Origin of the sequence: Flavobacterium collinsii (genome assembly GCF_902804485.1) — a bacterium.
In the GTDB taxonomy this organism is placed as follows: Bacteria; Bacteroidota; Bacteroidia; order Flavobacteriales; family Flavobacteriaceae; genus Flavobacterium; species Flavobacterium collinsii.
The window spans coordinates 13334-31359 of sequence record NZ_CADCST010000083.1 but is presented as its reverse complement, the minus strand read 5'-3'; the positions used below and the strand labels follow the sequence as shown (position 1 = coordinate 31359).

8 protein-coding genes are annotated in these 18026 nt (G+C 37.4%); 1 reads left to right on the top strand and 7 read right to left on the bottom strand.

Going from position 1 to position 18026, the window contains the following annotated elements; genetic code table 11:
- The first annotated feature begins 8 nt into the window (after nucleotides 1-8).
- The gene (locus tag FLA105534_RS11330) at nucleotides 9-1505 is read left to right on the top strand and encodes a TolC family protein (protein WP_173966229.1); all 1497 of its coding nucleotides are present in this window, start codon (nucleotides 9-11) and stop codon (nucleotides 1503-1505) included.
- A 539-nt stretch (nucleotides 1506-2044) separates the two neighbouring features.
- On the opposite strand, the gene FLA105534_RS11325 is transcribed toward FLA105534_RS11330, so the two are convergent.
- The 7 genes from FLA105534_RS11325 to FLA105534_RS11295 form a co-directional block, all read right to left on the bottom strand.
- Nucleotides 2045-2293 (bottom strand): hypothetical protein, encoded by a 249-nt coding sequence (locus FLA105534_RS11325; protein ID WP_173966228.1) that lies wholly within the window; start codon nucleotides 2291-2293, stop codon nucleotides 2045-2047.
- Nucleotides 2294-2685: 392 nt separating this feature from the next.
- The gene (locus FLA105534_RS11320) at nucleotides 2686-5637 is read right to left on the bottom strand and encodes an FAD-binding and (Fe-S)-binding domain-containing protein (RefSeq protein ID WP_173966227.1); all 2952 of its coding nucleotides are present in this window, start codon (nucleotides 5635-5637) and stop codon (nucleotides 2686-2688) included.
- 159 nt (nucleotides 5638-5796) lie between these two features.
- Nucleotides 5797-8094: an aminotransferase class III-fold pyridoxal phosphate-dependent enzyme gene (locus tag FLA105534_RS11315; RefSeq protein WP_173966226.1), complete on the bottom strand. Its 2298-nt coding sequence runs from the start codon at nucleotides 8092-8094 to the stop codon at nucleotides 5797-5799.
- Between the two features lie 482 nt (nucleotides 8095-8576).
- Nucleotides 8577-10712 (bottom strand): beta-galactosidase, encoded by a 2136-nt coding sequence (locus tag FLA105534_RS11310; RefSeq protein ID WP_173966225.1) that lies wholly within the window; start codon nucleotides 10710-10712, stop codon nucleotides 8577-8579.
- Nucleotides 10713-10953: 241 nt separating this feature from the next.
- Entirely contained in the window at nucleotides 10954-12960 is a 2007-nt protein-coding gene (locus FLA105534_RS11305) for an MGH1-like glycoside hydrolase domain-containing protein (RefSeq protein WP_173966224.1), read from the bottom strand.
- A 255-nt stretch (nucleotides 12961-13215) separates the two neighbouring features.
- Complete coding sequence (locus FLA105534_RS11300) at nucleotides 13216-14715, bottom strand: RagB/SusD family nutrient uptake outer membrane protein (protein ID WP_173966223.1); 1500 nt, start codon at nucleotides 14713-14715, stop codon at nucleotides 13216-13218.
- Nucleotides 14716-14739: 24 nt separating this feature from the next.
- Nucleotides 14740-17871 carry a SusC/RagA family TonB-linked outer membrane protein gene (locus FLA105534_RS11295; RefSeq protein WP_246253220.1) on the bottom strand — a complete coding sequence of 1044 codons (3132 nt, stop codon included), beginning with the start codon at nucleotides 17869-17871 and terminating at the stop codon, nucleotides 14740-14742.
- Between the last annotated feature and the right edge of the window lie 155 nt (nucleotides 17872-18026).

Genomic DNA, 18026 nt, shown 5'->3' with positions numbered 1-18026 from the left:
ATATAATAATGAAAAAATCACTAAATCAATATAAAATAGCACTTCATCTCAACTATAAGTTTAGGATGTTCTCGTTCATACTGACAACCGGAACGCTGCTGCTAACTGCCTGTTCTGCTCCAAAAGTGAATGACAATCTGGCCGCTAAACCCCTGCCGAAGAATTTTGATGTTACCTCAAAAAAAGCTGTTGACAGTGGAACAACTTTTGTTCCGCTGCAAACAGCAACTTATTTCAAAGATGATAAACTAGAAAAATTATTAGATAAAGCTGTTGCTCAGAATCCGGATTATCTAGTTATGGAGCAGCGTATTTTAATCGCCAACTCTCATTTGAAAGTAGCCAAACTTGCTTTACTGCCTTCTTTTGATCTTCAGACAGATGCTTCCGGAACACGTTACGGAAAGTACACTATGGAAGGTGTTGGAAACTTTGATACCAATTTGTCTCAAAACATATCCGAAAGACAACGAATTGCAACCGGCGCTACTCCTAACTTATTTTTAGGCGGAAAAGTGTCCTGGGAAGCCGATATATGGGATAAACTAAGCAACCGGAAAAAAGCGGCACGTCAAAGATACTTTGCTTCACAACAAGGAATGCGATTACTGAAAACAAAACTATTAAGTGATATTGCTGAACTTTATTACGAGTTGGTAGCTTTAGACAAACAGGCTGTCATTTATAAGAGAAACCTGGATACCCAGCAGCATGCATTGGATATTATTTCGGCACAGCGATCTGTTGGAAAAGCAACAGAACTTGCGGTACAGCAGTTTCATGCACAAAACAATAATATACTTGCAGAAGCAGAACAGCTCAATCTAAAAATTAATCAGGCCGAGAAGGCACTGCTTACGCTGCTTGGAGAATATGGAGGAAAAGTCGAAAGAAGCACTGAGTTTTTATCCGGTCATCTTAAAATTTTAAATCAAAAAATTAGTGTAGACTCTATCATACACAAAAGACCTGATGTCTCTGAAGCGTACTTTGAATTACTGGCTACAAACGCAGACGCAAAATCTGCACGTGCCGCCTTTTTTCCTACTTTAAATTTAGGCGGATATGTAGGTATGAATTCTTTTTCGTTTTCTACTTTTTTTGATAGCGGTTCATTTGCCTGGCAATTGCTTGGCGGAATTACGGCTCCCGTGTTCAATAAAGGGCAAATCAAACAGGAGTTTTTTACTGCTAATCGAAGACAGGAAATTTCTTTTTTGCAGTATCAAAACACCATTACAACGGCTTATAATGAGCTAAGTGCTTTGCTACATCGAACCGAAGCTTTTGAAGATGTGTTGAAGTACAAATCCAAAGAAATCGAGCATCTTGAAATTGCCGTGGATGTTTCAAATGATTTATACCTTAGCGGATATGCCAATTATCTCGAAATCATCAGTGCCCAAAAAAACAAACTACAGGCCGAACTCGATTTTGTTGACATTCAGTTGAAAAATGCAAACGCACAGATTTTACTTTATAAAGCTTTAGGAGGTGGAATGTAACTTTTTTGAGTTTCAAGAGATCAAGAACAAATGTTGGGGAGAAAAGGGCTGAAAGCCCGAAAAGCAGTAGTATAGTGCAAAGCACTATGAACTAGATTAAGGTATAGAATTGCCCTGAAAGGGTAATAGCAATTTTCACCCCAACAAATCCCTATTAAATAACGTTCCCACTCTTAAAGAATCTTATGCGAAATATACTGAATGCTTTTCTTTGTGATCAGGCTTTTGCCCTTTCAGGGCGTAACCCATAATTGCCATCATCGTTCAGAGTGCTACGCACGATGCTTTTGCTAAAGCTCTTTCAGAGCAAATCATCAGTTTTAATATAAAAAACAGTCCTATTTAATGAGACTACATTGAATATGATCGGCATAATAACACAAGATATTCTTGCGCAAGAATACAAAATCCTTGCTAATTCACATTTTGCCTTGTGAATTCGTACGAGTTTAGAACTTAGACAAGCTTTTCTAAAACAAAGAGCCCCGTTTCTATACCGAAATGGGGCTCTTGTTTTATTTTATAACTGGTGAAAAACCTTATTTGAAAAACGATATGGTATCGGTTAGGTTTTCTCTATGGATAAAAGCTGTAATAAACTCCTGAACTTCATTAGTACTTTCAGATGGAGTTTCAAAAGAGTTGATGTGAAATTCATCATCCTGATCCAGGATATGTATGATTTCTGTGTATCCTTTAGAAATCAAACTTCCTTTAAGTTTAATGATATTCAACTGTTGGCGACCATCTAATTCCTTGCGAACTTTTAGTTTTATAGCTTTTTCCATAGTAGATGTTTTTAAATTGATAAACCTTTAGCCTACTATCAAATTTAATTATTATTCTTTTGCCTAGTTGTTAAAAAAATATTCATCTGTCATTATTTATTAACAAACTATAAACAATCGTCCAAAAAGTCCATCTATATCTATCACTAAAAATTCAAAACTCGTTCGCGTCAACCTATGAAAAATAGTATTAAACACCCCGAAACATAGCGTTTTTATCCCACAAAGAATATTAAAAAGAAACACATTTCATTCACATAATACTATGCCTTTTTATTTGCAGTCAAACGCCTTTATACATTTTAAACTATGTTTCTATGTGTTAGAAACATTTGCCTCCAATAGAAAAAATATCCCGCTCTTCTTAGAAACAAAAGCTCGTCAGTTTCAGTCTATTTTAATGCTTTAAACAATATCTCTACCGGGTGCTGCGCTTTTCGGCCTGTACCGTCTGCAATCTGGTGTCTGCAGCTGGTTCCTGAAGCAGAGATCAAAGTAGCTTCTTCCTCAGAACGGATTGTTGGAAACAAAACCAGCTCTCCTATTTTCATCGATAACTCATAGTGTTCTTTTTCATATCCAAAAGATCCTGCCATACCGCAACAGCCACTTGGAATGTTTAGTACCGTATAATTCTCTGGTAAGCTTAATATTTTTTTAAGAGGTACTAATGACGATAATGCTTTTTGAAAACAATGCCCATGCATGCGTACACGTTCTGACTTCCTCGTAAAACTATCTGACGAGATTCTTCCTTCTTCCAATCCTTTGGCTAAAAATTCCTCAATCAGAAAAGTTCTTGCGGCAAATGTTTTTGCTTTGGTTTTTAATTCTCCACGACATAAATCAGGATATTCATCTCGAAAAGTTAGTATTGCCGACGGTTCTATTCCGAGCAAAATACCATTGTCGGGAATAGAAAACTCAAAGTTTCTGATGTTATTTTCCGCAATTTCGCGTGCTTCTTTCAACATTCCTTTCGAGAGATAAGTTCTACCGCTGATACCCATTTTTGGAATACCAACCTGATATCCTAAACGATTCAGTAGCTTAACGGCGGTCTGCCCTATTTCAACATCATAAAAGTTCAGAAACTCATCATTGTACAAATAGACTTTACCGTTTACAAAGTCTCCTTCCTGAATGTATTCTTTCATCCATTTGGCAAAAGTAATTTTATGCATGAGAGGAAGTTTGCGCTCTGTAGCAAAACCAGTTACTTTCTTAATCACATTTCCAAAAGCTCCTTTGGCCGATAAGTTGTAAACCCACGGCATCGTAGCAAACCATTGGTTAATTTTGGGGGTGTTCCCAATAAGTCTGGAACGGAATTTCACTCCGTTCTTATCGTGATATTGCTGTAATGTTTCGGCTTTTAGTTTTGCCATGTCAACATTTGAAGGACATTCCGATTTACAACCTTTACAGCTTAAGCACAAATCGAGTACTTCAAGAAGGTTTTCGTCATCAAACCTATTTGCTTTTGTCGAGTTACTTATGGTTTCTCTTAACATATTTGCTCTTGCACGAGTCGTATGTTTTTCATCCCGCGTGGCCATATAACTTGGACACATGGTACCACCGCTTTTTTCGGTTTTTCTACAGTCTCCCGATCCGTTGCACATCTCGGCTGCACGTAAAATTCCGTTATGTTCTGAGAAATCAAAATAGGTTTCCGGCATAGGAGTGTCCTGTCCGGGAGTATACCTCAAACTGGTATCCATTGGTGGTGTATTGACAATCTTCCCCGGATTAAAAACGCCCCACGGGTCCCAAACTTGTTTAATCTGAAGAAACAATTGGTAAATTTCTTCCCCTAACATCAACGGAATAAATTCGCCTCTAAGTCTTCCATCACCGTGCTCACCGCTTAAGGAACCTTTATATTTTTTTACCAAATGGGCAATATCAGTTGCAATGGTCCTGAAAATGGCAGTCCCTTCTTTGGTTTTTAAATCAATAATCGGACGCAGGTGCAATTCACCTGTTGCCGCATGTGCATAATGTACACAGTTTAGATTTCGCTTTTTTAAGATCGCATTAAAGTCTTCGATAAAATCAGGTAGATCATTTACATCTACTGCCGTATCTTCAATCACCGCAACAGCTTTGGCATCACCGGGAATATTAGACAATAAACCCAATCCAGCTTTTCGCAAAGCCCAGACTTTATTGGTATCGTCACCATAAACTATCGGGAAATGATAACCAAGATTTTTAGACCGCATCAAGGTTTCCATTTCTTTGGCTATACTGTCGATTTCTTCGGGAGAATCCCTTAAGAATTCAACCGCTAAAATAGCCTGAGGATCTCCTTTTACAAAAAAACGATTCTTACTTTGTTCGATATTTTCTTTGGTACATTCCAGAATATAATGGTCGATTAGCTCCACACTATCAGGATTGAATTTTAAAGCTTCGATATTGGCTTTAAGGGATTCATTAATGCTTTCAAAATGCACACAAACCAAAGCCGAATACGGTTTTAACGCCTCAACCAGATTCAGTTTTATAGCTGTCGAAAAGAATAAAGTTCCTTCTGATCCCGCAATTAACTTACAGAAATTAAATTTCTCTTCCGAATCTGTAAACGGCATTGTATCTGCCAGTAAATCTAAAGCATAACCTGTGTTTCTTCTGGGAATGGATTTTTTTGGAAAGTTATCTTCAAATAAAATTCTATTTGATTTTGATGATAATATCTCTTTTGCCTGAACATAAATAGCCTGTTCTAAAGGGCTTACTACATTAATTCCGTTACATTTATCTTCAAATTCGGCATTCGTCAAAGCACCAAAAGTAACTTCGTGACCATCGGCCAAAAAACCTTTGATTTCGAGTAAATGTTCGCGTGTCGATCCGTAAATCACCGATCTTGCACCGCAGGCATTGTTTCCTACCATTCCACCAATCATACAGCGATTACTGGTCGAAGTTTCCGGCCCGAAGAACAGCTTGTACGGTTTCAAATAAAGATTAAGCTCATCGCGAATGACACCCGGCTCTACCCAGGCAGTTTTCTCCTCCTGATCAACCGATATAATTTTGGTAAACTCCTGTGAAATGTCAACAATAATTCCGTTACCCACTACCTGTCCGGCAAGCGATGTTCCGGCAGCACGAGGAATGACACTACTTTTGTGTTCTCTCGCAAAAGCAATGATTTTTTGGATGTCTTCCTTTGTTTTGGGAATTGCAACGGCCAAAGGCATTTCTTTATAAGCACTGGCATCAGTCGCATAAAGCAAGCGCATGGTATGATCGTAGAATAATTTACCTTCTACTTGTTTTTCTAAACTTTCTAAAGGAACCGTGCTCTTAGAAAGGATATTATTATCATTCATTTTAATACTCTATTATGTACAGTTCTGCTTTTACCCAAAGTAAGGGTAAAAAGTGTTTTTTTTAAGCTAACCATGGTTAATTATTCTCTCGCAAAGACACAAAGTCACAAAGAAATTCTCTAAAAACTTTGCGCCTTTGCGACTCTGCGAGATTTTCTTTTACAATTCGCTTAAAGCGACATCTAAGAATTTCACCATTTCATCAGCATTCTGTTTGTTGAATGTCATGGGTGGTTTTATTTTCAAAACATTGTGTAAAGGTCCATCTGTACTTAATAAATAGCCTTGAGCTTTCATTTTTTCTACTACAATATCAATTTCAGGAACAGCGGGCTCCATAGTGATTTTATCTTTTACCATTTCGGCACCAATAAACAATCCATGTCCACGCACATCACTAATAATTGGGTACTTGGCCATTAAATCCCTTAAACCTTTCATTAAATGATTCCCTGTTTCCAAAGCATGTTGCTGCATTTCTTCTTCCTGAATTACATCCAGTACCGCCAAACCTGTGGTCATAGATACGGGATTACCTCCAAAAGTGTTAAAGTACTCCATACCATTATTGAAAGCATCAGCAATTTCTTCAGTTACAATCACAGCGGCTAACGGATGTCCGTTACCAATTGGTTTTCCTAAAACTACTATGTCCGGAACTACATCTTGAAGTTCAAAGCCCCAAAAGTGATCTCCTATTCTTCCAAATCCAACCTGAACTTCATCGGCAATACAAACTCCTCCCGCAGCTCTGACATAGTCATAAACTGTTTTTAGATAATTTTCCGGTAACGGAATCTGACCACCAACTCCTAATAAGGTTTCACAAATGAATACAGCCGGAGCTTTGTCTTCTTTTTTTAATTCTTCGATAATTCGTTGTACATCGGCTGCATACTTTTCTCCTGCAGTAGTGTCACCATATTTGTAAGGGCCGCGGTATAAATCGGGATTAATTGCTTTGTGTATCCAGGACATCTGACCAAACCCGCCTTTACTATCAAATTTGTAGGGACTCATTTCCATCGCCACAGTAGACGTTCCGTGATACGCATGATCCAATACAATAATGTCTTTTTGTTTGGTGAAATGACGGCTCATACGAATCGCCAAATCATTTGCCTCACTACCCGAATTAACAAAATAACAAACGCTCAGTTTAGAAGGTAATGTTGCTGTTAGTTTTTCGGCATAAGCTGTTATAGCGTCATTTAAATATCGGGTATTGGTATTTAAAGTAGCGATTTGTTTTTGCATTTTTCGAACGACTACAGGATGACAATGTCCAACATGTGAAGGGTTATTAACACAATCCACAAAGGTTCTTCCTTTATCATCGTATAGATATTGCAGAGCTCCTTTTACTATTTTTAATTTATCCTGATACCCAATGCTTAGATTTCGTCCAATTTTACTTTTACGAACTTTCAGTAAATCACTGTAATCATCGGTAGTAATTACTCCATCAAAACCACAGGCTTTTCTAAAAGCATCCTGCGCTTTGATTGGGTTAATCTGTATCAATTTAAACAACAGATCCCAAGCCGGTTTTTCGGTAATAAAATGGTGTTCGTTATTGCTGTCTAATGAAGCATTATAAGCCGATTGTGTTACACTGATACAAAGTCTTCCTGCAATCAGATAATACAACAAATCGACTTCCTGCTCAGTTAATGCATACGATTTATGATATCCCGCTACTAACGATGCCGCAACTGCCAAAGGATCTTCTTCGTCCAGCATAGCATACGTACAGGCGATAGCCAGATTGTTGATTAAAGCAGTATACACCATATCGCCAAAATCAATTAATCCGCTAACACGATTGTCCTGCACCAATACATTATAATCGTTGGCATCGTTATGTATGTAAGCATGACGCAGGCGATGTAGCTGAGGTAAAACTTCAGTATCAAACTGTAGCAGAAAATAACCTGCAATACGTCTTTTTTCGTGATTTAATATGTGCTTTAAATTATCTCCGGCTTCACTCGCATGACTTATATCCCAGGTGTAATTACGGTGCATGGCGGGATGTGAGAAATCCTGTAAGGCATGATCCATCTTACCTAAAAAACTTCCCAAATCATATTGCAATTCACTTGTTTTGGCTTTCTCATCAACCCAAAAAACCCCCTCTAAAAAGTTTAAGATTCTGATATAATAGGTATACGAATTACTAACGATTTTGGTCAGCTCCTCCCCGTGTTTGTTGATGCTGAAATGCTGAAAACAATTTGAAATACTACTCTTTTTAAGATGTTGGATAATATTAATCTGCGCTTCTAAAAAAGGAAACGGATGACTTTCGTTTGATACTTTTAGAATGTACTTTTCATTCTTCTCATTCGATAAAAGAAAGTTCAGTTCGTCATATCCATTTAATGCTTTTACGGTAACGATTAATCCGTAATGTTCTTTTACTAAATCCTGAATAGTTGCTTCTGAAAAAATCATTGTTACTATATTAAATTGTTTTTGTTTATTTTTTTTAGCCACGAATTATATTACATTGTTTGCGTAATCTGGTAAAGTGTTTCTTTTGCCACGAATTTCACAAATTAACGCGAATTATATCTTACTTACTTGCGTTGTCTTGTTAAGCGTTTTTTTGCCGCAAAATCACGAATTATTATGCGCATACTATTTAAAAAATTCGTGATCATTCGTGAAATTCGTGGCGAACTTTTTTTCCAGATAATCGCCTGAGCCGAATGCAATGGATTATTTTTTTTGCCTCGAATTTCACAAATTATATTACATTGTTTGCGTAATCTGATAAAGTGTTTCTTTTGCCACGAATTCCACAAATGAGCACGAATTATATTTTACTTATTTGCGTTGTTCTTGTTAAGCCTTTTTTTACCACGAATTCATGACTTATTATCCGCATACTATTTAAAAAATTCGTGCTCATTCGTGAAATTCGTGTCTAACTTTTATTTCCAAATAATAGCCTGAGCCGGTTGTAAAGGGTTTTGTCCTACCAAGATTTTGCTTCCCTGAGGAATTGGTAACTGTATGGCCTCATTGGTATAATTTACACCTGTATAAAAACCGTCTCTCCATTCTACAAATACACCTTTTGGCAAATCATCAATCGTTACTTTGGCACGTTCGTAAACCGATCTTACCACTTGTCTTTCCAAATCTCCGTCTTTACTTTCTGCTCCTATATAAGTAACAGTTCCTTTTCCTAATTTTCTGGTAATTGCTGCGGCTTTTCCTTTGTAAAACTGATCGGCATAAGTAGCAAGAACCTCTGTTCCCGGTTTCGGTTCTAAAACATCTGCCCAGGTATTCCATTTATAAGTACTGCTTCCGGCATTTATGGTTCCGTTTACATCTGCTACAAGCATGTCAAAGAAGTCTACATCAGCACCAATTAGCGGAACGATCGGTGCACTCCATTTGGCTTCAAAGAAATGTCCGTTTTTATCTTTCTGACCAGTTCGGCAGGACAAGATCAGATTACCACCATTTTCTACATATTTAGTCCATTTATCTACCAATTTCTGATCGATAAGCTGATAAGCAGGAGCTACAATAAAAGGATAAGCAGAGAAATCATCTTCTTCAGTGATAAAATCCATTGGCGCAGCGGTCGATTTTACAGCAGACGTATAGGTATTTCTGTGTCTCCACGTGCTCCAGAATTCCGTTTGTTTTTGGTTTTCCAAATCCCAAAGATTCTCATGACTCCATAAAAAACCTGTTTTTCTTTTGGCAAGATCCGCTGGAAGTACTGCTTTTGGATTGTATTCTTTTCGAAGCAGTTTCATGTCTTCGATAGATTGTACAAACTCTTTTCCTCCTGTTGTCAGGGTTACACCATCGGTACCTACAATTCCGTCGTGGTACATTTCGCTGCTTCCTAGCGGATGTCTGTATCGGTACGTACAAGTAAACGAGCAACCTCCTCCGAAAGCTTGCGAGATCCACATATGAACCGTTCCCGGAAGCAATTGCGGATTTATACTTGCCCAATTTACTTGTCCCGGCTGCATTTCCATAACACCGGTAACCCCGTTTATGGATCTGTAATAATCATTGGCTTCTGATATTTTGTTTGGATGTCCCATTCTAAAGTTCTGACCACCCAATTGGTTTCTTCCGCTTACCGGATACATGGTATAGGTAGCAAAATCCATTTTATCAGTTCTTCTCGGATCCGCTCCATACACTACATTGGTGTAATTAGTCGTAATCCATTGTTTTGGATCAACATATTTTCGAAGTGTTTCGGCCTGTAAATTCAAATATTCCGCTTGAGAATCTGCTGTAAATCTCTTGAAATCTAATATAGCATGCGGACTTAGTTTATCTTCAAAATAGATTTCGGCATTTGGAATCGCAATTTGTTCGAAATTGTTATAGCGAATGCTCCAAAAACTTCCCAGCCATTCGGCATTTAACTTCTCAATCGTACCATATTTGGCTTTCAGCCATTTCTGAAATCCTTTTTGAGCAGAAGGACTAAAATCGTCCGGGGCTCCCGGCTCGTTATCCACTTGCCAACCCATAATGTTTTTATTCTTCCCATATCTCTTTCCAAGTTCAGTAACCATTTTCTCTACAAAGGCTCTGTATTTTTCATTTGATACCGATTGATTGGCCCTGTTACCATGTTCTCTGCGGCGTCCGCTTGCATCGACCAGATAAATCTCAGGATATTTTTCCCCCATCCATGCCGGCGGAGTTGGGGTTGGCGTACAAAGAATAACTTTTAAACCTTCTTTCTCTGCGATTGCAAGAGCATCATCGAGCCATTTGAAATCGTACTTTCCTTCTTCAGGTTCCATATATGTCCAGGCAAATTCTGCAAAATGCGTAAACTCGAATCCTAGTTTTTTAATGTTTTTTAAATCACGTTCCCATTGCTCTCTTGGCCATTGCTCCGGATAATAATAAACCCCGATCTGCATTAAATCAGGCTTTGAGAAAAAACGCTGTGGATCTTTTTTTTCTGTAGCTGTAGTTTTTTTTGTTTGAGCAAAAACAGGTGCCGAATGGCTATTTGCAATAAGTAGCCCTGTTGCTACTATTTTTGTGAATGCTATTTTTTGGTTGAACATACTTTGTACTGTTGTTGTGTTAATCAAATTTAGATAGTTATTCTTAACTCGCTGTTGGTAATTTATAAAAGTTTAATTAAACACATAGAGACATAGATTTTTTCTTGAAAAAGAGAATACAATAAGAAACACATTTCTTCACACGTAGCTCTGTACATTAATGCTAACTGAAACGTCTTTTTTGTGCCTATATAATCTATGTCTCTATGTGTTAAAATTTTATACACAACAGCTTATTTAACTATTTATCTTCTAAAAGAAGCATTAAATAATGGGAAGCCGACCAGCTAAAATTGTAAGCTTCTAGTCCTTTTCCTGTAATTGGCTGATAATTCTCTCTGATAGAAGTTCCTTTGTCCAAAACTCCTTCTGCGTTATAAATCAGTTTGTGGGCCAGTTCGTTTGCTTCCTTTGTGTATCCGTATTTTTCCAGTCCGTTTATCCCAAAATAACTTTGATCAAGCCAAACCGGTCCTCTCCAGTACCCATTATTTGGTTTAAACTTCGGATGATTGGCTGCCAGTGTCGGCAACGGAACAAAGGTGTTCAAGCTGGCGGTATCCATCATATTCTTTTTCGCCAACTGAACTTGCTCCGCGGTAGCGACTTCTGCCCAAATAGGCAAGTATCCTTCACAACCCATTGCTTTTACCAGTGTTTTACCGTCGATGGTCGTGTCGTAAAACCAACCCGTCGCAGCATCCCAAAACTGATTTTGAATTTTAACTTTCAAAGCAGTACTTTCTTCTTTCCATTTCTTTGCTTCTTCTGTTAGTTTTAAAACTTCTGCCATCTTCTGCAGATAGTTCTTTTCGGCATATAAAAAAGAGTTTAAATCAACACTTTCCTGATCTAAGGAATATGCTTTCTCTCCATTTTTAAGGATTTTGCTATCATCAAAACGAACGGCATTGTCCATTCCGCTTTCCCATTTTGCTGCAATCACAGTTCCGTCGGTAGAGCCAAATTCGCATAAACCGTCCTGATCGTGGTCTCTGTCTTTGTACCACCAGTTGTGGTATAACTTTAACTTCGGATAGAACTCTTTTATAAAATTAACATCTTTTGTTTTTTCATAAATTTTCCAGATTGCCCAAGCCGCAAGCGGTGCTTTGGTGTTTCGGTAGTTGTTTTCTTCAAGAAAATTGTTTCTGTAAATACAATCCGGAATAAACCCATTCGGTTCCTGATAATCAAACAAAGCGCGCATTTGATCTTTCGCCAGTTCTGGATTGTAATTGGCTACTGCAACCGCATGTTTCCAGCTGTCCCACGCCCAAAAACCATGAAACCACTCGTAATTGTAACTAGGAAAGAGACCTCCGTGTTTTAAACCTTCGGCCGCAATTCGCGTATTGTTTTGTAAAGTCAATGCCAGTTTAGCTACCAGATCTGAGTAAACGACGTCTTTGTAAATATTTTTCTTTCTGGTAATTAATTGCGTTAATTGATTTTCTTTTTCTTTTTGTGTGTTGTTCAGCAGTGTAGTAAATACTGTTTTGGCAATGTTTTCGTTCTCACTTTTCCAGGAGTATTGCGGAAAAATAAAGGTTTGTGAAACGACTATTTCTTTGGTTTCATTTGGTTTTAATACCAGTTTCTCTGTTTGGGTATTGTACCCCTCTTTGGTGATCTCAATTTCGGGAGTACTATTCAAAAACTGAATATAACCTGTTGCAGTACTTTTTGTAGAAACAATTTTTAACATTTTGCCTTCTTTAGACAATTGTAAATCATTTAAAAAAAGTGTCGAACTGTACGAAGGAAAAAGTGTTATCGCTTTTCCTGATGTATTGGTAATGCTTGTTTTTTGTAAAGCTGAATGTCCCGATAAATAAACCAACTGCTGTTTTACCGTTAGTTTATCATTTTTAAACTCTTGCTCCAGATGGCTGTTGTAGCTGTTTTGACTAACCAAAGCATTTTTCCACTGGATAACCTCTTTTTTGTTTTCATCCTGAAGCTGCAACGAAACAAACGAAGGACTTAACCAAACACCGTTTTGTTCTGTCATTAAAAATGGTCCCGAGAATCCCCCCTGAACTGCTGAGGGCTCTAAAAATCCAAATGCGAACCATGCCCCTTTGTCTGAGAATGCCAGTGATTTTCGGTCTGTGGCATTGATTGGGTTTCCTTTATAGTTCAGACTGTTTTTGCCCGATTCTAAGTTTGGATAGCTCTTTTGTGTCCAACCGGATTGTACTATAAAAAAGGACGCAAGAATAAAAAGTATTTCCTTTTTGTTCATGTTATTTTGTTTTTTTTGGTGTGTTTTTTAGTTAGATAATGTAATAAATCTTTCTTTAACTTAAGTGCTATGCGTTAGATTTAGTGGATTTTTTTTAATCTTTTTTATCTTTCAATCTTTCAATCTTTCAATCTTTTTAATATGTGAGGTTTCTGGATATAAAAATTAAACCTACAAGGTCTGAAAAAGACCTTGCAGGATTAAAATCTTTATTGAAAATCAACTTTTAGGAATTGATTTCTTTTTGTTAAATCGTTAATTTGCTTGTGTTTCTGTTAATGGAATTGGGTAAAAGCTATTTTTTGCGGTATCAAAACCGGTACGCCCCACTGCATCAAGTGCTGCTTTAGTTTTTCCCCAACGACGTAAGTCATAAAAACGATAGTTTTCTAACGGAAACTCTATAATTCTTTCATGTTCGATCTGAGCTTTAACAGCTGCTGTAGTAGTTCCCGTCATCGCTGGCATATCAGCTCTTTCACGAACTTTGTTGATGTATGGAATAGCTTCTCCCGTGCGTCCCAACTCATTCAATACCTCAGCTTGCATCAACAATACATTTGCATATCTCATTAAAGGAATGTTGATCGCTGTAAACTCCTGATCCATTTTTTCCTGAGTATTTGGTATGTACCTGCGATAGACTGGTTTGTCTTTACCTTCAAATCTTTCATCATAAGTAGCGCCTAATACCATTGGATTATTCGCATCATTGAAATAAGGGTCTTTAAAGAAAATTGTGCTGTACAAACGGGTATCATAATTTCCTGTAGTAGCAATTTTTCCTTCTTTTTTGAATTCATTTATCAGCATCGCACTTGGAAGAATTTCATCCCATCCTCCTAGTTCTCCGGCTGCCATCCAATAGTGAAGAGCATTACGATAAAAAGCTCCATTGGCACTAGTTTCTGAAAATTGCAATTCAAAAATAGACTCTTTACTATTTTTTGTCGTTCCATCAAACATGGAAACATAGTCTTTAACTAACTCATACCCCTGTACTTTATTCAATGCAGTAAGTGCTTCGGTTAAGAAACTTTGTTTTTGAGCTGTTTCTTCGTAAGCTCTGGTTAAATATGCAAAACCAAGGTAACTATTCGCTGCACCACTTGTTGCGCGACCTGTTTTATCTGTAGATTGTTTTGCAGGCAACACATCTGCAACCGCTTTAAATTCTTTTGTGATAAAATCCCAAGCTTCTGCACGTGTAGAAAGAGGAATATTCAGATCACTTTCTTTGGTTACATATTTATCTCTAACATAAATTTTGTCCCAGTTTAAAAGCAATTTCATGTGGTAATAGGCACGTAAAAAACGAGCTTCAGCTTCAATTTGTTTGCGATCCCCATCTGTTAATTTAGAAGCCGGAACCTGTGGTAATTTATCAATAACCTGATTGGCATTACTGATTCCTCTGTAATTAATTCCCCAATAGCTGGTAAACTGGCTGTTTCCATTGGTATAAGTAAAAGTCGAAAGTTCTACCCAATTTTGGTAATTTAAAGCATCACTCCCCAGTTCGTTTATATCTTCACGATATGCTTCTACCGGCCATTTTATCTCGGCGAAAGACCATCGGTTAGTGGCGCATTCAAGCTGTCCGTACGTTGCTGCCAAAGCTGATTCTGCATCAGTCTTATTTCTCCAGAAATTATCTGAGGTAAGTTGGTCTGGAGATTGTTGCTCCAGATAATCACTACAACTTGTAATAGTCAACAGACCTATAGTGGATAATAATAAAAATATCTTTTTCATGATGGTGTCTTTTATAAAATAGAATTAAAATATATACTGAATACCCGATACAAACGATCTTGTAAATGGATACACAAAACGATCAATACCAGTATTAAGCACAGATGCACGTGAAAACTCAGGATCAATACCAGAATAATTAGTGATAGTAAATAAATTCTCTACACTCACATAAAATCTAAGTTTGTCCATTTTTGCTTTGCCCAACATGCTGCTTGGGACAGTATATCCTAATTGCAATTGACGCATTCTTATAAAATTTCCACTTTCCAGAAAACGATCTGACTCACGGCTGTTTCCGTTAGGGTCCTGCAATACAGCTCTTGGAATATCACTGTGGTTATCAGGTGTCCATGAATTTAAAGTCGAAGCCAGCATGTTGGTTCCGGAGTTCATAGACTCATAAAAATAACGGTTTCCGTTGTACAATTTATTCCCCCAACCGCTTCCAATCAAAGCTGAGAAATCAAAGCCTTTATAACTTGCACCTAAAGTAAGATTTACTTCAACTTTTGGTAAACCGGTTCCGGCATAGGCTTTATCTTTATCATCAATAACACCATCATCGTTTAAATCTTTAAAGCGAATATCTCCCGGCTGAGCATTTGGCTGTAATAAAACACCATTTTTATTATGAGCCGCTACCTCTTGAGTAGTTTGAAAAATACCATCTGTTTTGTACAGATAGAATCCACTAATAGGGTTTCCTACGCGTGCCTGAGTTGGAAAATGCTCGTCTCCGAATTTTAATCCTTCTCCATAAATGGTCTGTCCTTCATTAGCAAGTGCTACCACTTTGTTTTTAAGCGTTGTAAAATTCAAACCTGCATTGTATTTTAATTCATTAACCTGATCGCGGTAATTTACTTCAAATTCAAATCCGCTGTTACTAATTTTACCTACGTTAAGAATCGGGTCATCCACTCCGGCAGATGGAGCCAGTCTTTTTGTGATTAATAAATTATCGGTCACATTGTGGTAGTAGTTCATCGAACCGCTAATTTTTCCTTTTAAAAGGGTATAATCGATACCAATATTTTTAGAATCTGTAGTTTCCCATTGCAGGTTTCTGTTTTCCAAAGCTTTTGCAATGCTTCCTGGCCAAGGGTTGCTTCCAATTCCCTGAACATAACCTGAACCTAAGCTATTACCTGTATTAATCAATGTATTTGCAGAGTAATATCCTAAAGCTGCCTCGTTACCCAATTGTCCCCAGCTGGCACGTAATTTTAAAGTAGAGATAAAAATATCTTTCGGGAAAAAATCTTCCTGTTCAATTTTCCATCCTAATGCAATAGATGGGAAAGTTCCCCAACGGCTGTCGGCTCCAAACTTAGAAGAACCGTCTCTTCTAACGGTCATTTGTAACAAATAACGATCATTGTAAGAATAATTTAACCTGCTAAAGAAAGAAACACGATTGTACTGAAACTTTGATCCGTCTGCAGCATACGTTCCTCCTTTTCCGGCACCAATAGTTTCAAATCCCGGATCAAGAAATCCTGATGGACGGTCTATAGAAACCAATTGTCCGTTATCCACTGTATAATCTGTTGTTTTTCCTTCTACACTTACCTCATTCCAGTTAGATGCCTGGCTATTAAAAGTGTTACCAATCATTAAACCAAAAACATGTTTACCAAAAGTTTTATCAATTGTTATAATGTTGTCTAATATTTGCTCGTTCCAGGTTGTTCTTAACTCACTTTGCAACGGATAAAGATGTACCTCTTTTGGATTGGCAATGTACGGTGGAAAATGTGCAGTTTGCTGGTTGTTCTTCACACGGTAAGAATACGCTAATTTATATTTTAACCAAGGTGCAATATTAGCTGTTGCCGCAATATTAGCTGTAATATCCTGTCCTACATCATTGCTTTTCTTAAAATGTTCTTCGGCAACAGGGTTTGTTCCGGCTGGCAGACCATTTTTGTTCGTTAATCCATAACCATATTCTTCTTTATCATCATAAACAGGAACTAAAGGAGACATGGTGTATACCTCTTTCAATTGAAAATTAGGCAATGCATTTTGTGTTCCGATATAGGCCATTTTCCCGTCTATGTCAAAAATAGATTTTTTAAAACTTACTCTTGCACTGGCCGTTTGCGAACCAAATTGATTGTCAATTACAATTCCTTTCTGTTTTACGAAGTTACCATACAAAGCAAATTTAAAATCTCCTTGTCTTCCCTGAATTCCTAAACCGTAGTTTTGTGTAAATCCGGAACGAAAAACTTCATCCTGCCAATCTGTATTGATATCAGATGGAGCGTTTATATAAGCAGGAAGCGCTTTTGGCGAAGTTGCATATTTATTGTATTCATCATACATTCTTTTGTGAACGGTGCGGTATCCGTCAGCATCTAATAAATCTAATGTTTTGGATGGATTTGTGATGCTTAAAAAAGAGCTAAAATCTACTTTTACACCTTCTTTTTGTCCGTTTTTAGTCGTTACAATAATAACACCATTCGCAGCAACAGATCCGTAAATTGCCGCTGCAGCACCATCTTTCAGTACCTCCATAGATTCAATATTGGTTGGATTTATAGTATTAATAGACCCTTGAAATCCATCAATAATATAAAGTGGTTCTGTAGCTCCAAAGGTATTTACCCCACGGATTTTTACGCTCACAGAAGCCCCTGCCACACCACCGCTTTTTTGCACGTTTACCCCTGCAACCAAGCCTTGAAGTGCTTCAGCCGGACTTGTTGTAGCTCTTGTTTCGAGGCTTTCTTTTTTAACAGTAGAAATTGCCCCGGTAACGTTACTTTTTTTCTGAGAACCATAACCAATAACCACTACTTCATTCAGTTTATTGGTTTCTTCCTGCATGATAATTGAAAGTTCCGAACGGTTGTTTACCGCTTCACTTTTCTCAATAAATCCCATGTATGAAAAAACAATCACCGGATTAACAAGACTTGATGAATATACTAAAGTATAATTTCCGTCAATATCAGTTGCGGCATTATATTTAGAGTCTTTAATAGAAATACTCACGCCCGGCAACGTATTATTCTTATCATCAATGACTTTTCCGGAAATGGTTTTTTGCGCCTGATTTACTTGCGCAAAGTTGATGTTTGGCAACCACAAGCATAACAGTAAAGGAATAAAATTTAATTTCCTAATGAGTAGTTTTTTCATTTTGGTAATGGTTTTGGTTAATTAAAATTTCGTTTTTTGTTTGTTTTTTATTTGTAAGCGGGCACCTTATAAGACAGTCTTTTGTAAAACTGTCTTATTCAATGCAGGTATTCTCTTTGTTTTGATTTTTATATAAGCTTTAGTTCTAATTCGGC

What these genes read in the sequence shown, in the direction of transcription:
- FLA105534_RS11330 (WP_173966229.1), top strand. Translation starts at nt 9, where the DNA reads ATGAAAAAATCACTAAATCAATATAAAATAGCACTTCATCTCAACTAT.
- FLA105534_RS11325 (WP_173966228.1), bottom strand. Translation starts at nt 2,293, where the DNA reads ATGGAAAAAGCTATAAAACTAAAAGTTCGCAAGGAATTAGATGGTCGC.
- FLA105534_RS11320 (WP_173966227.1), bottom strand. Translation starts at nt 5,637, where the DNA reads ATGAATGATAATAATATCCTTTCTAAGAGCACGGTTCCTTTAGAAAGT.
- FLA105534_RS11315 (WP_173966226.1), bottom strand. Translation starts at nt 8,094, where the DNA reads ATGATTTTTTCAGAAGCAACTATTCAGGATTTAGTAAAAGAACATTAC.
- FLA105534_RS11310 (WP_173966225.1), bottom strand. Translation starts at nt 10,712, where the DNA reads ATGTTCAACCAAAAAATAGCATTCACAAAAATAGTAGCAACAGGGCTA.
- FLA105534_RS11305 (WP_173966224.1), bottom strand. Translation starts at nt 12,960, where the DNA reads ATGAACAAAAAGGAAATACTTTTTATTCTTGCGTCCTTTTTTATAGTA.
- FLA105534_RS11300 (WP_173966223.1), bottom strand. Translation starts at nt 14,715, where the DNA reads ATGAAAAAGATATTTTTATTATTATCCACTATAGGTCTGTTGACTATT.
- FLA105534_RS11295 (WP_246253220.1), bottom strand. Translation starts at nt 17,871, where the DNA reads ATGAAAAAACTACTCATTAGGAAATTAAATTTTATTCCTTTACTGTTA.